This is a genomic window from Bacillus sp. FSL W7-1034 (assembly GCF_038593365.1).
Lineage (GTDB): Bacteria > Bacillota > Bacilli > Bacillales > Bacillaceae > Bacillus > Bacillus altitudinis.
The window spans coordinates 2902891-2920746 of sequence record NZ_CP151989.1; the positions used below are offsets into that span (position 1 = coordinate 2902891).

Here is a 17856-nt window from a genome sequence, read left to right on the forward strand (position 1 = left end):
GAGGTGACCATGTGTTTTACTATGTTCCTTATCCGCCTTTGCAGGTTCCCGCAATAGGGAACGCATACCCGCGAACACCTATGACTTTTCCTCCAGTAGATGCTCATGCGTTTCAAAAGGCTGCAAAGGAATCAACCCGTCTCGTGGCTGATGCATCCCTCATTACACAGCAGATTTCCGGTTCGCTTTCGTTTGGACAGCGAATCATGGAAGCTGCTGAACGTGCTGACACCGCAAGTGTGATTCGAATGCTGAAGCAGATTGGGGTGAAAAGCAATATCGATATCCGCTTTAGTCCAGAAGGCATCCGTATCTACTTATCCCTCTCTTCCAGCAGGCTTTTTCTACTTTTACAGTGGGGATAACAAAGAAAGAAGCCGCTCTAGTGTGAGCGGCTTTTCTTAAGATTCAAACATTTTATGACACCATTCAATGGCTTCTATATAACAGCCGTAGGCTTCCTGCTTAGGGAGACTTCCACCTAACATTTCATCATCCCATTCATTTCGTTCAATACGTTTGGCAACGTCTAACACAAGGAAATAGTCATTTTCATAGCCAAGCAGTGCCTCACCTACTTCATCCGAAAGAGGCAGTTCTTTCACAAGTTCAGTAATGTCCGCCCTGACAAGCGTATCAATGAGTGAAAACATACCTGTTAACATATAAGAAGCGGGATGCTCTCGTTCAGTCCGACTAGCAATGAGTTCACACGTTTTGGCACGAATGAATGACATTTTGATGATTTCCTTTTGGCTTGAGTTGGCTTGGACATTCAGTTCTTTAAATGAAAGGATAAAGATCCATCGCCGTATTTCATTAAACCCAAGCAGGATAATCGCCTGACGAATGCTCTTGATTTGATAAAGACGTCTCATGCCGCCAGAATTCAGCATTTTTAATAATTGATATGAAAGGGAAAGATCACTTTCTATAAAGTGCGTCACGGTCTGAATATTCGGCTGCTCCTTGCTCAGCTCATTCAATAGCTGATGGTATGCGTGGAAGCTAGTCGATAAGGCCCGTCCCGAAATGACGTGCGGCTCACTAAAGAAATATCCTTGAAACAAATGGAAGCCAGCTTCTAACGCTTCTTCATATTCTTTTCGCGTTTCTACCTTTTCAGCAAGGAATCGAAGTCGATACTTTTTATATGTATGTAAAATGTCTCTTCGTTCTTCACATGTTGTTTTCAGAAAATCAATTTTTAAAATATCAATGCAATAGAGGAGTTCATCGAGTAACTTGTCATGAAAATGTGTTCCGCTCAGAAAGAAATCATCGAGCGCAATCGTGTATCCCCACTTTTTTAATTGCTTACATCTCATAATAAGTGCCGGGGTAATCGGTACATTTTCTAATATTTCGATCACAAGCTGATGTGGATCAAAATAAGTGAGCAGATCAGACGAAAGCAAGCTTTCGGTGAAATTGATGTAGCATCGTTTTCCTTCTGTCAGTGTTTCGATGCCAATGTTTAAAAAACTATTGATAATGAGGTCCGTTGTCGCTTGATCACCATCTTCAGCGCTATATGTATTGGTTTCACTATCTCTATAAAGCAGCTCGTATGATACGACTTGTTCTTTTCTGTTAAAAATAGGCTGCCTTGCAACAAACACCCTCAACTGCTCCATTCCTCCTTTATGCAATGACAAACAAGATGTGCTTTCAGTATACCAAATGATTGCCCATAAGGTTCATTTTGAATCGTCCAACATGAAAAAAAGAGACCATCTGGCTTGATGATCTCCTTTCCCGGGGTAATCAGCTTTCATAAAGCTCTTTTTTGATTTTATTTTTCACATCATGGATAAACTGCATCTTATTATCCCAGCATTTTTGACTCAAATCGACTGGGTATTCTTCTGGTTTGCTGATTCGTTTGTATTCCTCCCAGAAGAGTCCGAGACTGTCCTGCACATATGCTTGAATCGTTTGGATATCTGGATTATCATACACCAGCTTCCCTTGTTCAAAAATTGGGACATGAAGGTCCTTTGCCACAAAATTTGTCACAAATTTGCTGATAAATGTATGAACTGGATGGAACATTTTCAGCTTATCTTCACTTTGAACATCTTCTTCTTCAAGGGCAATGTAGTCTCCCTCAGAGTGATGATTCAATTGATTGATAATGCGATACACTCGTTTACGGCCTGGTGTTGTCACTTTCTCTGGATTAGAAGAAATTTTGATCGTGTCATTCATCTGACCGTTTTCTTCAATCGATACAAGCTTATATACAGCACCAAGAGCTGGCTGATCGAATGCGGTAATCAGTTTCGTTCCAACACCCCATACATCAATTTTTGCACCTTGTGCTTTTAAGTTCATAATGGTGTGTTCATCAAGATCGCTTGATGCAATGACTTTGGCGTCATGGAAGCCAGCTTCATCCAGCATCGTTCTCGCCTTTTTAGACAAGTAGGCAAGGTCTCCGCTATCAAGTCTGACCCCAATAAAGTTGATTTTATCACCGAATTCTTTCGCTACCTTAATCGCATTTGGAATGCCTGATCTGACCGTATCATATGTATCCACTAAAAAGACACAGTCTGTATGTGTTTCGGCATATTTTCTAAATGCAGTATATTCGTCGCGATATGCTTGTACAAGGGCATGGGCATGTGTGCCTGATACGGGAATATTGAAGCGTTTCCCTGCACGGACATTACTTGTTGCCTGAAATCCGCCGATCAGTGCTGCTCTTGCTCCCCACATGGCTGCATCCATTTCATGCGCACGTCTTGTTCCGAATTCTAATGCTGTCTCATCTTCAATGATTCCTTTAATACGAGCCGCCTTTGTTGCAATTAGCGTCTGGAAGTTCACGATGTTGAGCAGTGCCGTTTCAATTAGCTGCGCTTCAACAAGTGTTGCCTCGATGCGCATAATAGGTTCATTCGCAAAGACAATTTCTCCTTCTCGCATTGAATGAAGTGTCCCTGTAAAAGACAATCCGCTTAAGTATTCAATGAAATCGCTTTTATAACCGAGTTCATCTTTTAAATATGCAAGGTCGCTCTCGGTGAAGGAGAAGTCCGATAAATATTCAATCGCTTTCTCTAAACCAGCAAATACAGCGAAGCCGTTGTCAAATGGAAGCTTTCTAAAGAAGAGTTCGAAGACTGCCTTCTTCTCATGAATGCCGTCTCTCCAATACGTTTCTGCCATGTTAATTTGATAAAGATCTGTATGTAGTGATAAACTGTCGTCAATAAACCGATGCTCCAACTTCCATTCTCCTTCCCTTACTTAACCACTTTCGCACCAAGCGTATGCTCAAAGTGAGAAAGTGCCCACTCGTGCCCCGCTTCATTAAAACTCGCTACGGCATTCTCATGAATCACAAGTTCAAAGCCTTTATTGTACGCATCAACAGCTGTATGAAGTACACAAATATCGGTACACACTCCGGCTAGGTGAAGTTCAGTGATGCCACGCTCGCGCAGTTTCATTTCTAATTGAGTGCCTGCAAAAGCAGAGTATCTTGTTTTTTCCATATAATAGACATGATTTAAATGTGTTGACGTGTGAAATAGTGAACTTAGTTTTCCGTAAAGTTCAATTCCTTCTGTCCCGCGAATATTATGGGGCGGAAATAACTTTGTCTCTGGATGATATGGATCTTGCTCTTCATGATGATCGACGGCAAAAACAACAAAGTGTCCTTCATCAATAAATGAAGAAGTGATCTCTGTGATCTTCGACTCAATCGCCTGTCCAGGCTTTCCGCACGTCAGTTTTCCATCGTCTGCAACAAAATCAACTGTATAATCAATACAAATCAATGCTTTGCCCATCCGCATCTCTCCCATATGCTCTTTTGAATCATTATAGCTTATTCATTTCACTAGGGAAACCTATTCAACAGATTCACGAGAAAAAGCTTTTTGAAAAAGCTCATCTTCTATGTAGATATGCTCTTGATTGATCGCATGCGGCACCTCTATCACAAGCCCAAACGGTGAATGCGACTCGTGATGGTTGACCACTTTAAAAGAACAACCAGCGGCATTTGCCATTTTCACATATGGAGAATAAGAAGCATATGACAATTCACCATTTAAAAGAACAGTGGCCTCTCGGTTTGCCTTCAATACTTGCTCTACCTCTTGATACGATTTATGTCTCGATACTTGCCCTTTTGTCAGAGCGAGAAGAGCACGTTCTCTTAATGAGCCGAGAAACATTCTTCGTTCATCTGGTTTTGTTTCAGCATGTCCAAATATCCCTTGCTGCAAATAAAAGTCTACGGATTCTTCTTTCATTGCTGTGTTCACTCCTGGTTTTTGAATTTACATTTCTGTGACCCAGTGCACAATTTTTTGTGCAAGTTCACGGGCTTCGTCTATTTCTACTCTTTTGTTTAAAGATTGTTCTAGTGCTTGCTCAAGCTGCGTTTTTTCGTCTTCATACGCGATCGAAATACTCCATTCCATATCAGGTACAGCGACAAGCGTTTTATATTCTTTTTTATTTTCGTGTAAATATACATTGTAGGTTGTTGGTTGCCCGCTTGTCAGATGCGCTTTTCTTATTTTCATTTGATGTGTTTTCCCCCCTTTTTCTTCTTCCTTCTTCTATCCATTGTACCATAAAAAAAGACAGCTTCTGAAAAGGAGACCCTTTCAAAGCTGGCTATGCGTTAAAGCTCTTTTGCTGGCTGATCAGGTTTGAATCCCAAACAAATGTGACGTTCGGATTGTTGAAGAATTGAACAAAATCTCCTGCATTATAGGTGCCTGAACCACCAGCGGAATGATCCACACTTTTTGGCGAAATGGCAAACACATCGCCGAAATGTGCAGAACCGTTTCCTATGACACGGTCAATATGAATGGGTCCAACAATTGCTGGCATCTTTCCACCACCTTTACTACCCTCATCATATGCCTAGCGGAACAATACGTGTCTATCCAACATAAAAAAGACAGCTGATATGTCATATGATCAGCTGTCTTTCTATGCATTAAATGATTGGGGCTGGCCAAACAGTGTAAAGTCCCAAAGCATGGTAGCATTCGGATCGCTTGTAAGGGACATATAATCACCTGAATTAAAAGCTCCCGCTCCACCGGTCGAGTGATCTACAGCCAAAGGGGCAATGGCGAGAACGTCACCAAAAGTAGCCGAGCCGTTTCCGCCTAAAGACTCAATATGAATGGGTCCAACAATCGCAGGCATCTTCCTTCTCCTCCCTATTCGCTTATGTGAGTTATGTTATGCAAAAAGGGAAAAGTTGTGCATCTGCCCTAAACGTTTAAATGCTGTTCTTTTCGAGAGCGCTGACGCAGCTGAACCAATCTGACAATATTGAGTGTGATGGCTTTCAGCAGCGCATAGACAGGGACGGCAAAAATCATGCCAAGGATTCCGCCAAAACTTCCTGCCCCAATTAATAGCAAGATAATTGTTAACGGATGTGTGTTGAGACGTTTTCCAATGATCAATGGAGAAATGACGTTTCCATCGATCTGCTGAACAACAAGAATGACAATAACAGTCACAACCGCTTTTCCAGGCGAATCAAGAAAAGCAATGAGCACAGCTGGTGCCGCACCAAGATATGGCCCAAGATATGGAATGACGTTTGTCACCGCAATAATGATGCCGAGAATGAGCGCATATTTCACACCAATTAATAAGTATCCGATAAAACAAGCAACTCCGACAAATAAACAAACAACGATTTGCCCTTGTATGTAAGCAGCAAGCGTATCGTTTAATTCTTTAAAAATCTTCAATCCTTCCTTACGGTAAGGCATTGGCAAAAATTGAACGAGCTTGTCCGGAAACTTATGCCCGTCTTTTAGCATGTAAAATAAAATGAATGGAACGGTAATGACAGCGAGGGCAATATTCGCAATCACGCCAAACACCGCCGACATACTGGAAGCAATATTTTCCGGTAAATCTTTTAATGTCGAAACGATCGACTGTTCAAACTTCGAAACAGACACATAATCTTGGTTCATCATCCACGTAAATGTTTTAGAATGCGAGAAATCGTTGATAAATTTCTGCATGTCCGTGACATACCCCGGGAAGCTTTTGACAAGTCCACCCACCTGCGTGACAATGACAGGTCCAGCAGCATTGACAATAAACGTGATAAGCCCGATGAATAGGAGATAAATAATCAGAATGGCGAGCGTCCTAGGTATCTTCTTCGACAAAAATCGAACAATCGGATTAAAGATGAAAAAGAGAATACCTGCCAGTAAAATAGGAACAAACAACGTTGAAGCAAATAAAATGATCGGCTGAAATAAAAACGAAACTTTTGTTGATACGTACACAATCAGTAAAACCAGTAATATTTGGAATGTCCAAAAATGAACTTTAGATTTTAACAAAGATGCTCCTCCTGTTACGTATTGACCTTATTAAAAAACTACTATTCAACCCACCTTCTGTCAACTGCTTCTTGTTTTAGAACCATATTTTTTGAAAAAAAAAGAACAATTGGTATATCATGCACTTTTTCCAGATATACATTCTGTAAGCATTGAAAAAAGCAGACACCTGTGCGTCTGCTTGTTACACTCTTTCACTGTGATCAGGCATCACCGACACGATTTGCTGGATCCGCACATAAAACACTGATTTTGCCCCCGCCTCAATCACAATATGATCCGGCATCACTTCCTTCAACTTTCCACGTACTGTATCTTTCACTGTTTGAACAATCAATCTCATACCGACTACTTTCTGCAATGTTTGATAAACATATGGATCAACTAATGAAACAAGCTGTGGACTTCCTTGTTGTGCCATGCTACCTGCCCCTTTACTTGTGTATTTACCCACAGCGTATGCAATGACCCATGTGAGTGTCACTCAGCAAACCTACAACATTATTACCGTATTTTTACATTCCGTATTTTTTTACAATTTTTAGAAGTATAATAGATTGGTGCTGCCAACATCTTAAATTATTTGAAGAGGTGAATGATCTTGAAAAAATTAATCTGTATCGTTGCTGTCATGCTCTTACTATCCTCTGCAAGTTATGCGCACGCAGGCACAATTGGAGATGCACCTGGTACACCAGGGAAGTGGTTTAAAGGAGAAGAACCGGTACAAAAAGACCTGTCAAAACCCCCACTTGTTTTTGTTCATGGCATAAACAGTTCTTCCTCCACATGGTCTGATCGAAACGATATGGCAAAACAAGCTGTTCTGAACGGATACGAAAGCGCGTTCATAGATTTGTATCCAGATCAGGACATGAAAAAGAATGGGAAACTATTAGCAGAAAAGTTAAAAGAAATCTATGAATTTTTCGGCAGAAAACTGATCATAATCGGTCATAGTAAAGGCGGTGTGGATACGCAGGCTGCACTAGTGTATTACAACGCTCATCCATATGTAGAGAAAGTCATCACACTTGGCTCTCCACATTATGGGACGCCGCTTGCGGATTTAGCCTATAGCAAAGGCGGAAGCTGGCTTGCGCAAATCCTTGGACAAAAGAGCGATGCGCTCTATTCTCTGCAAACCGGGATGATGGCAGCTTTTCGAAGTGAAACCGACCGGCTGGAGACGTTTCCTCATAAATATGTGACCTATTCTGGTTCAGAATGGGGAACCTTTGGCGGAGTGCTTTATTTAGGCGGCATGTATTTAAAAAGCTTTGGTGCAAACGATGGCGCTGTGACGGTCAGCAGCACAAAGCTAGCATATGCAAACAATATTTTAACAGGAAAGTGGGATCACTTTTCGATCAAAAACGGCACAAGCATGTTCCCCGTATTTCAGACACAGCTGCGTGCAAGTACCGCAAGCGCTGAAAGCGAAGACGAACAAGAGCAAGAACCAGTTTCTTCGGAGCTAAATACAAACGTTTATGTGAAAGGTGGAGAAAGTGAAAAGGATAAAACAGAAGCGTTCTATGTAGAGGAAGGAACGAATGGCCTATCGATTCAGTGGTTAAATGAAAGACAGGAAGCCAATCCGGAAATCGTTGCGCCAAATGGCGATGTCTTAACCAATTTGACGACATCGGAAGCATCATTCCCATATGAAGGCGCCTATTCACACCATGTGCAAATCAATAAACCCGTTCCAGGAAAATGGACGATTCGATCAAATTCAGGAAAAAAGGATCCTTATTTGCTACTTGTATCCTTTGATTCACCATTAAATGAAGAAATCAAAATCGCTGCAGCGAAATCAGGAGATGCATCGACACATTCAAGCAAGCTGATTAAACGATTAAGCAAAACTGTAGAGACCATTTATTTTAAAGATGCCGAGAAGGATCATCCACTGAAAACGAGCTCTTCATCAGCCGTTCAATTGAAAAAAGAAGGTGCTTATTCCGTCACGGTTCATTACACAGGTCTCACTGCGTCAGGGACATCGGCATTTAACCGTACTGTGATTCGCACATTGTATGTGGATCAGCACGGAACGATTCATGGAGATATTCCATATTAAACAGAGCGTTTCATGGGCTGAAGCGCCTGCTGCACCTTCTCATCCAAATCAGCAATTTTTTTGAGCGCAAGTGATTCATCTATTTGTCTGTAATGATGGTGTCCACCAGGCTCTTCGTCCATTTCATCTGCTTTCTTCACAATTTGCTGGAGTGTGTCCTTATGCAGGTCGCCCTCTGGCAAATATGAATCTGTGTGAAGCAAAATCGCAAGGGCAATCTCTTTGGCTGCTTTTGGTTCCTCGCCTAGCCGTATGAGCAGTTTATGTGCCCGCTCTGCCCCTTTAATGGCATGAATATCATTCCGTCTATATGTCTCATAATCCCATTCTCCGCCTGCTGTATACCATTCATAGTGGCCGATGTCATGCAAGAGTGCTGCTTTCACAGCAAGATCCGGGTTAATCCCCGCCTGCATCGCCAGTTTGAATGCGTGATAAGCACAAGCAATGGCGTGGGCTTTTCCTGAACGATTTAAATATTTTTGAGCGACTGGATGGGTGTAAACATCCATTAATGTAACCTTTCTCATGGAAACCCCTCCTTATCTATATTTTTAGCATCCTAACATATTCTGAAAAGAAACTCAAATGTTCTGTCATATTTCCGATGAGTCTCAAGATTAGCTTATGCTTAATAAGCTGTCTTTGCTTGTACAATACGAAAAAAGCAGCCGTTATGACTGCTTTTTTCCATACTCACGGGCATCGTATACACAACCGCCAGCTGGGTCATCTGCTAGAAGGTCGAGTAAAATACCGGCCACTTCATCTGGGCTCTTTAGCGTACCTGTTTCATGTAATTGCTGAAACCGCTCAATTTGTTCAAAGTCCTGTTTGGAGGATTTCCGAATCTCTCTCTGCATATCCGTATCAATCGTACCGGGTGAAAAGGAAAACGTGGTGACAGGATATGCTTCGTCCTGTTGTTCCTCATGTAAAGTCCTCATAAACATATCAAGCCCTGCTTTTGAGCTACAATAGGCACTCCATCCTTTGTACGGATTTTTAGCTGCTCCAGAAGAAAGATGCACGATGGTTTTCTTCCCTTCAAGAGATTGTGTCTCTCTCACAAACACATGACTGAGCAAAACAGGGATGACAAGGTTCAGCGTATAATGCTGATGAAGCGTATCTTCTCCGCCTTGCCCTGCACGCTTGATAGGAGTGACCATTCCTGCATTATTGACAAGCAAGACGTCATCAGCGTCTGCGAGAGTTTGCGAGGACAAGATGCCCTGAAGCCACTTTGCAGTCGATTCCTCATCAGTGAGATCGACCTGTGAATGCGTGAGGTGTGGATGGGATAGTGGCGACTCACTTCTTGCAGCGGTATACACGTTATCCCCGCGTGAAAGTAGCTGTTTGACAAGTGCTAAACCAAATCCTTTTGATCCGCCTGTGACGATTGAAATTCGAATGACAATCTCCTCCCTTGATAACACTATTTTAAATAGTGAATCGGTCTCACATCAAGCAATCTGCATAAAGAAAAGCCTGCCCTTTTCATAAGGCAGGCTATTTCTTTTCCGTCTTCACATTCACCTTTGGAATGAGAATGATCATGACAATGATGCCAAAGGCGATCAAGATGCCAAAAATGATTGGCAGAAGTGCCGATCTCTGCTTTTCATGATCATCGCCAGAAGGCGTTGATACAGCCGAATCGCTGAAAGAGATATCCATCTCTTTCATCATACGAGCTGGCGTTTTAGGCGGATTTTCTTTCAGATCACTAAAAATTTGCGGCGAAAGTTGACCACCAGAGGTCTTAGGCGGGTCAGCAAAGTGAATGTCCGTTTTGACTTTAGATGTTGTTTTGCTTTGTTCGTATTTCGTTTGATCCCTCAATATACTCGAATTAATATTGAGGTTCTTTTCTTGATATTCATTCGGCTTGACATTCGTATCCGTATCTTCACCTGTAGCAGCAAAAGCAGCAGGACTGAGGAGAAAAAGGGATATGACACCAAGTGCCATCCCTTTGACGAATAGATTAAGCCTCATGAGTGACATCACGTTCCTCTGTTTTGTCTTTCCATAGCTTCTTCACTAGTGGAATGACCATGAACAATATCGTTAAAATCAGTAGCCCTGTGATGCCCATACCGAAGTTGTCTCCATTTCCATATTGGATGGACAGATACACGTCTGTCACTGGATTTGTAAAATGGAAGTTTGGCATGACCAAATCAATTAACGGTGCAACAAAGAAGAAAATAAGCGCCGTTGCTGCCATCCATCCGGCAATTGAACCGAAAAGGAAAGCTGTGCGAATGAAGGCAGAGCATGCCACTAGCAGCAAAATCGTAAAGATCGACCATTGAATGGCTTGGTCATCAGCTAGTTTGTAAATGTTGAGTCCAAACAGGCTGATCATGAGCCCGACTAGCAGATTTAAAATACCAAAGAGTGCACCTTTGACCAGCATTGGCGCTGACGCATAGTACGAGCTAAAAAAGCCAATCAACAAACTGCTGATCATCACAATAACCAAAATGACTACTGGCGGTACAGTCTGCGTTTTTTCTTCTGGCACATCGCCGCTAATTTTCAGCGGATTGGCTAAATGGTTATACACATAGTTGCTGTTGCCTTGATCATCTAAAGTGTTACCTAAAATACCCTTTAAATCTTGTTGAACAAGCTTCGTAGAATTGACATTCTTGCTCCAGTTTTCGTTCAGCGTATCTGCTTTTTCTTGAACGGTTGTGACACTTTCTTCAATATTATTCGTATAATCGGCCACCCCTTTTTGGCGGTCGGTTAACGAACTCATATTTTCAGAAAGACGAAGCACTTCCTGACCAATTGAATCCTGTGCACTCACAACAATCGAACTGCCCGCAAGGTCTGCCGTATACACCGCATCTCCTTGATCAGCCATTTGTTCAGCTACTGTGTCCGCACTTTCAGAAATGGCATTTAACTCCTGTTCCATACTTGCCTGCTGAGTCGAAATGTATTCTGCGTAGCCATCTGAGAATTTTTGCATCTCATCAATAAAGGTAGACACATCATCATTTGACGTCAGCATCTGATTTTTGAGTGTATCCCAGTTTTCCGTTTCTTCTTTTTTGATGGAAAGGATGGACTGGATTTCATCTCCTTTTGTGTCTAGTAGAGATGAGTTGTTTGTTGGTTGATATAGATTCCCAAGCATCATCTCTAGCTGAGACAGTTGATTGGAGTATTCCATTAACTTTTTGGTGCTTGTTGAATTTGTTTTAAACTCTTGATCAAATATTTTCGTATTCACAGTGTTGCCAATCGGCGAGTTTACTCGTTTCAGCTCTTGTACTTTGTTTAAAATAGAGAATTCCTGATTTTTGATTTCATTCGGAATGACGTTATATCGATCTTGTAACCTCAGAATCATCTTTTCAAGCTTCTCTACTTTTTTCGTGAGGCTTTCAAGCTCCTTACTCATTTGACTTACTTTGTCTTTCAATTGGTCGTTATGAGCGGTCGCTTTTTCTTGAATCTTCTTTTTCACTTCTTCTAAACGATTAGACAGTGCTTTTAGGTCATCTTTTGATTGATTCGTGCCGCTGTTATCTGGCTGAACAGCATCCTGACCGTTTTCACCCTCTTTATCATCTTCATTAGTAGGAGGTGCAGTCTGATCTTCTAATTGATCAGCTAGATCGTTCATTTCTGATGAAATTTGCGAGAGTTCATTTGTTTCATCATCTAAGTTAATGCCAATCTCTTCTGGGTTCTCATTATCTTGATCTGATTGCCCGTCATCATCAGGATCAGCTGGCTGCTCGGGTGCGTTGATTAGCTCTTGCCTTTTTGCTTCTAGCTTATTCTGCAAGGCGATGATCTTACTTTTATAGGCCTCTAAGTATTGACCTTCATAATTCTTCAACAGCTCTTCTTGAGACGCCTTCACAAGGTCCGTTAATCCCGACGATTGCTTAGGGATTGCGTCTTCTCTTGCCTTTTGAACAGATTGAATTGCGCTGTCCGTTGTTTTAAGCTGACTTTGGACCCCATTGATATCGGTTTTGAGTCCGCCCATTTGATCGCTAAAGCTGCGGGCATTTTGGTTTTGAATCTCCGCAAGCTGTTTGAGTCCTTGCTGGATTTGTTTTTTGCTTGTCGATTGCGCTTTGATCAAGAGATCTTTTTGTTTGTCTTGATACTGCTGATATTGATCGACTACTTTTACGAAATCCTTCAGCTGGCTTTTCGCTTCTTCTGTTGTACTTAAACCGTCTTTATACTGTTTTTGTGAATCGGCCATCGCATTTCTTAGTTCTTCTATTTGTTTCTTCTGCTGCTGGACGGCATCAGATAGTTTGTTTGAATTTGGCTTATAGAAGTTGTACATCGTGTTTTGGAATTCGACCTCTTTGCCAACAATATGCTCAAACTCTTCTCTGACATTGCCGATTTCCTGTGATACAAAACTCCAATATAAAGTCGACATTTGTTCATTCATTTTCTTTTGAGCATTTTCTAGCTCTCTTTGTACTTTTTCTTTATTCACTGCATTGAGCTGATCTTGGATTGAGAATTGGATAGATGCCTTCTCAGGATGATCCTTATCATAGCTCAGCACATTTTTAGAGAAGTCAGATGGAATATAGAGAACTGCATCGTACTTTCTATTTTTCAGGCCATTTTCTGCCGCACTTCGATTGACGACTGTCCATGTGTAATCTGGACGCTCTGATAATGCCGCCACCACATCCTGTCCGAAACGAGCGGTATTTTCACTTTCGCTCGCCCCCATATCCTCATTGACCACGGCAATGTTACGTGTGGCATTCTTTTTCTGTTTTGCCGGATCATCCCCAATGAGATGGAAAAATAGAACCGGCAAGACGAGAATCAGTATCATGGTCGACACGATTTTGATGGAGCTTTTTTGCTGCTCTGTCATTGAACACTCTTCCTTTCTACCGCACATAAAGGAACCTGGATTTTCTTCTCTTTCCCGTTTTCAACCAAATATCCGAATCCTGGCTGAATCTCTGGTTCTTGTCTTGCATACGGAAGCGGTATGATGTTTTGCTCTGATTTTTTCATCAGTAACATGGCATGACGAACCTGTTTGATTTCGTTTGTGAGTGCATCATAGCCTTTACTGAATTCGGTATGATTCCCTGATGCGATCAGGCTGAAGCCTAAGTGTGCATATGACTTCATGAAATCAGCCAATTGATCTTGAAGACGCGGGTCGATTGTCTGCTGAAAACGCGTAATGCCATCAATCACAAGCACAATTTGAGAGAACGACAACTGATCAGTCTCCCCCCGGCGCACAGCTTCGACGTACATCTCTTCACGCACCTTGAATAAACGATCTATTTCCTCTGCCCATTCTGTGATATCATCCTTTGTTTCAAGGTAATCAATGTTCTCTTCTTTTGCATAATGAGAGAGCCCCCGATCAATCGAATCAAAGACGGCCAGCTTCTCAGGTTTTGCTACTAATAGCTGATCAAGCATTAGTTTGGTCACATTTGTTTTCCCTCGCTGCGTTTGACCAATGATGAGGCAGTGTTTATTCTTCTTCAAGTCAAAGTAAACAGGTGCAACAGATTCCTCATCTAGTCCGACTGGAATGTCATACGGCTGTTTTTGTTCTTCTAAGCGACTCTCTAGCTCCCAAATGGTCAGTTTTTCAGGAAGCATTGGTACAGGTTTTGGTTTTTCAGCTGATTCAAAGCGAGCATCTAGAAGCTGGATCTCTTGTTTTAAATGCTCAAACAATTCGAGATCATTCTCTCCTTCAACTGGCAGGAACATTTGGGCAAAATAAAGCTCTTCTTTGTTGATAATGACTCTGCCTGGAACTGGCTCTAAGCTGAATTTCGGTCTGCCAATAATGGAGTATGCCTCTCCTTGATCCATTAAGTAATGGACAATCTTTGTTTTCAAGTTGTTCATAAGCGATTGACGGACTGCGTTGACACGAGTCGCTGTGATTAAGAAATAAATGCCTAACGATTGTCCATCACGGCTTAACTGAATAAATTCAGATTCGAGTTCATGCATTTCGTCTTTCACAATGTCAAAGTTGTCAATCACGATAAATATGAATGGAAGCTTTTTCTCATTCAGCGCATTGTACATTTTGATATGACTCATTTCCTGCTGTCTAAATAAACGCTTGCGATATTCAACCTCTTCACGAAGACGCTTCATCGACTTTTGAATCTTTCTCATTTGATCCATTAAGAAATAATCAGCCGTATGCGGAAGTTTGGCAAGCGGTAGCAAGGTGCCGTTACCGAAGTCATAAATATATGCATGCCATTCTTCAGGTGAATATCTTTCTGCGAAGCTCATAAGCAGTGTGGTTGCAGCAAGTGATTTGCCGTAGCCGGATGAACCGAAGATGCCAATATTTCCATCCTCCATCATTTGATAAGAAAGTGGATGCTGGCTTTGCTGATCTGGCTCATCGACAAGAGCGAAATGGAAGACGTGCTCTTCACTTGATGCATAACGTGTTTTTGGAATCCGTTCTTCAAGCGGTGGAAGCCATGGACTCGGAAGCTTTTCAATTCCAAGCTCCTGCTGCATACGTTCAATTTCATCCACAACAGCGGAAATTTCCGTCACTGTCTCTTTTTTCACAGCCGGCTCTGTACTTACCCCTGATAATGGGATCAGTCCAGTGTCCGTTACAATGGCGATGTCATCTTCTGATCCGTAGCCATCTTCCATATACGGTGCACCGCTCCAAGCCGACTGGAATAATTCATAGATTTCATTGTTCCCTACTTGTAAATATCCACGACCTGTCACGGTAATCGACGCTGCATCACTATTTTTCAAAATTTCCTTACTGTCTGATGCATCTTGTACCTTTAATGCGACTTTAAAGCGGGAGTTACTCCAAATTTGATCATCAATGACCCCGCCAGGCTTTTGTGTCGCCAAAATGAGATGAACACCGAGACTTCGTCCAATCCGCGCGGCACTGACAAGCTCTCTAATAAAATCTGGCTCTTCACTTTTTAATTCAGCAAACTCATCAGAGATTAAGAACAAATGAGGCATCGCCTGTTCCGCCTTTTTCTCTTTATAGAGTTTCGTATAGTCATTGATATGATTCACATGATACTGATCAAACAAGCGCTGTCTTTTCTTCAGTTCACTTTTAATAGAGGCAAGCGCTCTTTCACTAAAGTTTTTGCTGCCTTCAATGTTTGTGATCGTACCAAGCAAGTGTGGAATATTTCGGAACGGCTGCGCCATTCCGCCTCCTTTGTAATCAATGAGTAGGAACGCCACTTCATGCGGGTGAAAGTGTACAGCCAAGGATAAAATATACGTCTGTAAAAACTCACTTTTTCCTGATCCCGTTGTTCCCGCTAACAGACCATGTGGGCCATGTGCTTTTTCATGCAGATTCAGATCGACAATATCGTTTTTTCCTTTATAACCGATAGGCACAGATAATGACTTTGCTGTTTCAGATGTCAGCCATTTTTCACGAATGCCAATGTCATCTACCTGTTTGGCATGAAACAGGTCAAGGAAGGAGACCGTTTCTGGAATTGAGTTGGTCATCCCGACTTGATGATCTAATGTTCTTAAGGTTCTGGCAAATAGCTCATTGTCCGCTCGCTCATGTGCATCCAGCTGAAATGGAATTCGTACGGCCTTCTTATGCTGAATGAGAATATCTCCTTCTTCTTCGTTAATGTAACGAACAAGCGTTGAAATATTTTCAGCCAAGCTTTCCTTTGTTTCTGCCGCAAAGATAATTGAGATGCCTAAATCCGTCCGGCTGCCTTCTAGGTATTCTAAAATCACATGTTCCGCAATGAGTTCATGGTTTGTCACGATAAACACAAAGTGAGGCGTAAAGATTTTTTTCTCTTTTTCCTCTTCCAGATCACGCTCTCGCAAAATTTCATAAATAGAAGACAAGAGCTGATCACGTGTTTGTTCGTTATATATAAACCCTTTCCCGTATGTATGAGGAAGTTGGAAGTGCGGCAGCCATTTCATCCATTCCCAGTTCTCATACTCCTGTTCATTAAAGATAAAAACAAATCTCAAATCATGATAGCTGTGCGAGAAAGCAAGCTGGCCGACAAGCTGGTGAAGCTCATTTTTGACAATTGCCGGTTTTCCTATTAATCCGGTTGGACCGTCCGCAAGACCGAACGTAATCGGTACATCTTTTACCTCGCGATAGACGTTTTGCATATGCTGGGTTTGTTCCATTAAGTCATCGATGTCACGATTGGCCATATCGCCGCCGCTCGTCGATAATTCATAACTTGAAGGAACTGCACCTGTCCCTAGACGCAGCTGTAAAAAATCATCACTGACAAGCGTCTTTTCCCAAATACGCCCGCTGATTTCTGACGTCAAATATTTCATTTGTTCAAAAGACGGGTAATGATACGTTAAAATAAATTGTTGACGGTCATACAGCTCTTGCAGCTCTTTCCGCTTATTTTCTAAGTAAAGCGAGTAAACGCGTTGCCGCTTCTCTTCTCGTCTTTTGCGCTGTGATTTTTCTTTAAAATATTGAACGGACGAAGTAATTAACGTCATAATAAACATCGCCATCGACACGACAATAAAGAAACCCCGCGGCTGAACAAGGGCCACGATCCCCATGACAATCAGCATGACAAGCGGCGGAAGAACCACGAGCCAAAGTCCTCTGCCGTTATTTTCACTCTCCTGTGAAGGAAAGCTGAAAGACACCCGGTCATCTGGCAGATCGTAAATCAAACGTGGTGTTCGTCTATATAAAGGATATTTTTGTTTCGTTTCGGTACTCGGCGGCCTTGTTTTTTCTAAACGTGTTTGAAATGGTTCAAATGCTGTTACTTGCAATAAATCATCATCTTTCAATGACAGCGTCAAAAAGTTCCAAAACAGCTCATCCCCAGCAAGAAGCTGCTGTGGACCGTGCAGCTGTTTCCCGTTCACATAGATCGTCTCATCTTGGGGAATGACATACCAAGTGCCTTCTATTTTTTCCAACGTGAAGGATTTGGCATCTTGAAACATTGAATGGGCTTGTTCTTTCCACACATCCGCTTCATCTATTTCTTCACTTGAAATAGTCACTTCGACTCTATTTCCTAGGTAATAAATGATTTGATCATGATGTGAATCCATCAACATGAGTGTGAGTGAACCAACCTGACATGGTTCATGTGGAAGTAAGTGACCTCTCTTTTTTTCGCCCTGATAAAGAGAAAAGCCGTCATTCGTTTCATCTGGAGATAAACGAATCAATCCTTCATCAAACGAAAGGGAAGGAATCGTTACTGTATGCTCTATTTCAGGTCCAATCACAGCTTCTCGGTTGAACTGCTCATCTAAACGGACGGTTTGATAATCTTCCTCATAAAAAACCCATAGAAGACTCAAACGCTCCACCTCCTCATCGGACAGCACCAACTGTCAGTTGTATCG

At 42.0% G+C, this 17856-nt stretch carries 16 protein-coding genes; 2 read left to right on the forward strand and 14 right to left on the reverse strand.

Annotated features, from left to right (window positions below; translation table 11 throughout):
• Nucleotides 1-11: 11 nt before the first annotated feature.
• On the forward strand, nucleotides 12-365 hold the full coding sequence (locus tag NST73_RS15065) for a hypothetical protein (RefSeq protein WP_017367963.1): 354 nt from the start codon (nucleotides 12-14) through the stop codon (nucleotides 363-365).
• A gap of 36 nt (nucleotides 366-401) precedes the next feature.
• Here the strand turns inward: NST73_RS15065 and NST73_RS15070 are convergent, their stop codons facing one another.
• The 9 genes from NST73_RS15070 to NST73_RS15110 all read right to left on the reverse strand — a co-directional run bounded on the left by NST73_RS15070 (nucleotide 402) and on the right by NST73_RS15110 (nucleotide 6783).
• Nucleotides 402-1628, reverse strand: a complete 1227-nt coding sequence (locus NST73_RS15070) for an HDOD domain-containing protein (RefSeq protein ID WP_035701209.1) — start codon at nucleotides 1626-1628, stop codon at nucleotides 402-404.
• Nucleotides 1629-1767: 139 nt separating this feature from the next.
• Nucleotides 1768-3237, reverse strand: coding sequence for a nicotinate phosphoribosyltransferase (locus NST73_RS15075; protein WP_007500472.1), 1470 nt, complete (start codon nucleotides 3235-3237; stop codon nucleotides 1768-1770).
• A gap of 17 nt (nucleotides 3238-3254) precedes the next feature.
• Nucleotides 3255-3806, reverse strand: coding sequence for an isochorismatase family cysteine hydrolase (locus NST73_RS15080; protein WP_008345872.1), 552 nt, complete (start codon nucleotides 3804-3806; stop codon nucleotides 3255-3257).
• A gap of 60 nt (nucleotides 3807-3866) precedes the next feature.
• Nucleotides 3867-4274, reverse strand: a complete 408-nt coding sequence (locus NST73_RS15085) for a YueI family protein (RefSeq protein ID WP_007500468.1) — start codon at nucleotides 4272-4274, stop codon at nucleotides 3867-3869.
• Nucleotides 4275-4301: 27 nt separating this feature from the next.
• Nucleotides 4302-4550 carry a YueH family protein gene (locus NST73_RS15090; RefSeq protein WP_008345876.1) on the reverse strand — a complete coding sequence of 83 codons (249 nt, stop codon included), beginning with the start codon at nucleotides 4548-4550 and terminating at the stop codon, nucleotides 4302-4304.
• A 94-nt stretch (nucleotides 4551-4644) separates the two neighbouring features.
• Complete coding sequence (locus tag NST73_RS15095; RefSeq protein ID WP_008345878.1) at nucleotides 4645-4866, reverse strand: spore germination protein; 222 nt, start codon at nucleotides 4864-4866, stop codon at nucleotides 4645-4647.
• A gap of 102 nt (nucleotides 4867-4968) precedes the next feature.
• Complete coding sequence (locus NST73_RS15100; RefSeq protein WP_008345880.1) at nucleotides 4969-5190, reverse strand: spore germination protein; 222 nt, start codon at nucleotides 5188-5190, stop codon at nucleotides 4969-4971.
• A gap of 68 nt (nucleotides 5191-5258) precedes the next feature.
• Nucleotides 5259-6362 carry an AI-2E family transporter gene (locus NST73_RS15105; protein WP_039168924.1) on the reverse strand — a complete coding sequence of 368 codons (1104 nt, stop codon included), beginning with the start codon at nucleotides 6360-6362 and terminating at the stop codon, nucleotides 5259-5261.
• A 184-nt stretch (nucleotides 6363-6546) separates the two neighbouring features.
• Nucleotides 6547-6783 (reverse strand): YuzF family protein, encoded by a 237-nt coding sequence (locus tag NST73_RS15110; RefSeq protein ID WP_003213721.1) that lies wholly within the window; start codon nucleotides 6781-6783, stop codon nucleotides 6547-6549.
• 180 nt (nucleotides 6784-6963) lie between these two features.
• Here NST73_RS15110 and NST73_RS15115 point away from each other — a divergent pair, with 180 nt between their 5' ends.
• Complete coding sequence (locus NST73_RS15115; RefSeq protein ID WP_096881801.1) at nucleotides 6964-8448, forward strand: alpha/beta hydrolase; 1485 nt, start codon at nucleotides 6964-6966, stop codon at nucleotides 8446-8448.
• On the opposite strand, the gene NST73_RS15120 is transcribed toward NST73_RS15115, so the two are convergent.
• From NST73_RS15120 to essC, 5 genes are all read right to left on the reverse strand, one after another.
• Nucleotides 8445-8978 (reverse strand): HD domain-containing protein, encoded by a 534-nt coding sequence (locus tag NST73_RS15120; protein WP_007500462.1) that lies wholly within the window; start codon nucleotides 8976-8978, stop codon nucleotides 8445-8447. The two genes, NST73_RS15115 and NST73_RS15120, sit on opposite strands and share 4 nt — an antisense overlap.
• Before the next feature lie 144 nt (nucleotides 8979-9122).
• Nucleotides 9123-9866, reverse strand: coding sequence for a (S)-benzoin forming benzil reductase (locus NST73_RS15125; protein WP_235672193.1), 744 nt, complete (start codon nucleotides 9864-9866; stop codon nucleotides 9123-9125).
• Between the two features lie 97 nt (nucleotides 9867-9963).
• Nucleotides 9964-10461 carry a type VII secretion protein EssA gene (gene essA / locus NST73_RS15130; protein ID WP_274660903.1) on the reverse strand — a complete coding sequence of 166 codons (498 nt, stop codon included), beginning with the start codon at nucleotides 10459-10461 and terminating at the stop codon, nucleotides 9964-9966.
• Nucleotides 10442-13339, reverse strand: coding sequence for a type VII secretion protein EsaA (gene esaA, locus NST73_RS15135; protein WP_342499180.1), 2898 nt, complete (start codon nucleotides 13337-13339; stop codon nucleotides 10442-10444). Before esaA ends, essA begins: the two co-directional genes overlap by 20 nt.
• Complete coding sequence (gene essC, locus NST73_RS15140) at nucleotides 13336-17811, reverse strand: type VII secretion protein EssC (RefSeq protein WP_342499181.1); 4476 nt, start codon at nucleotides 17809-17811, stop codon at nucleotides 13336-13338. Before essC ends, esaA begins: the two co-directional genes overlap by 4 nt.
• Nucleotides 17812-17856 lie beyond the last annotated feature (45 nt).

Excerpts from the sequence above, each read along its gene's own strand:
- esaA (WP_342499180.1), bottom strand. The coding sequence starts at position 13,339 with ATGACAGAGCAGCAAAAAAGCTCCATCAAAATCGTGTCGACCATGATA.
- NST73_RS15090 (WP_008345876.1), bottom strand. The coding sequence starts at position 4,550 with ATGAAAATAAGAAAAGCGCATCTGACAAGCGGGCAACCAACAACCTAC.
- NST73_RS15120 (WP_007500462.1), bottom strand. The coding sequence starts at position 8,978 with ATGAGAAAGGTTACATTAATGGATGTTTACACCCATCCAGTCGCTCAA.
- NST73_RS15080 (WP_008345872.1), bottom strand. The coding sequence starts at position 3,806 with ATGGGCAAAGCATTGATTTGTATTGATTATACAGTTGATTTTGTTGCA.
- NST73_RS15100 (WP_008345880.1), bottom strand. The coding sequence starts at position 5,190 with ATGCCTGCGATTGTTGGACCCATTCATATTGAGTCTTTAGGCGGAAAC.
- NST73_RS15085 (WP_007500468.1), bottom strand. The coding sequence starts at position 4,274 with ATGAAAGAAGAATCCGTAGACTTTTATTTGCAGCAAGGGATATTTGGA.
- essA (WP_274660903.1), bottom strand. The coding sequence starts at position 10,461 with ATGTCACTCATGAGGCTTAATCTATTCGTCAAAGGGATGGCACTTGGT.
- NST73_RS15110 (WP_003213721.1), bottom strand. The coding sequence starts at position 6,783 with ATGGCACAACAAGGAAGTCCACAGCTTGTTTCATTAGTTGATCCATAT.
- NST73_RS15095 (WP_008345878.1), bottom strand. The coding sequence starts at position 4,866 with ATGCCAGCAATTGTTGGACCCATTCATATTGACCGTGTCATAGGAAAC.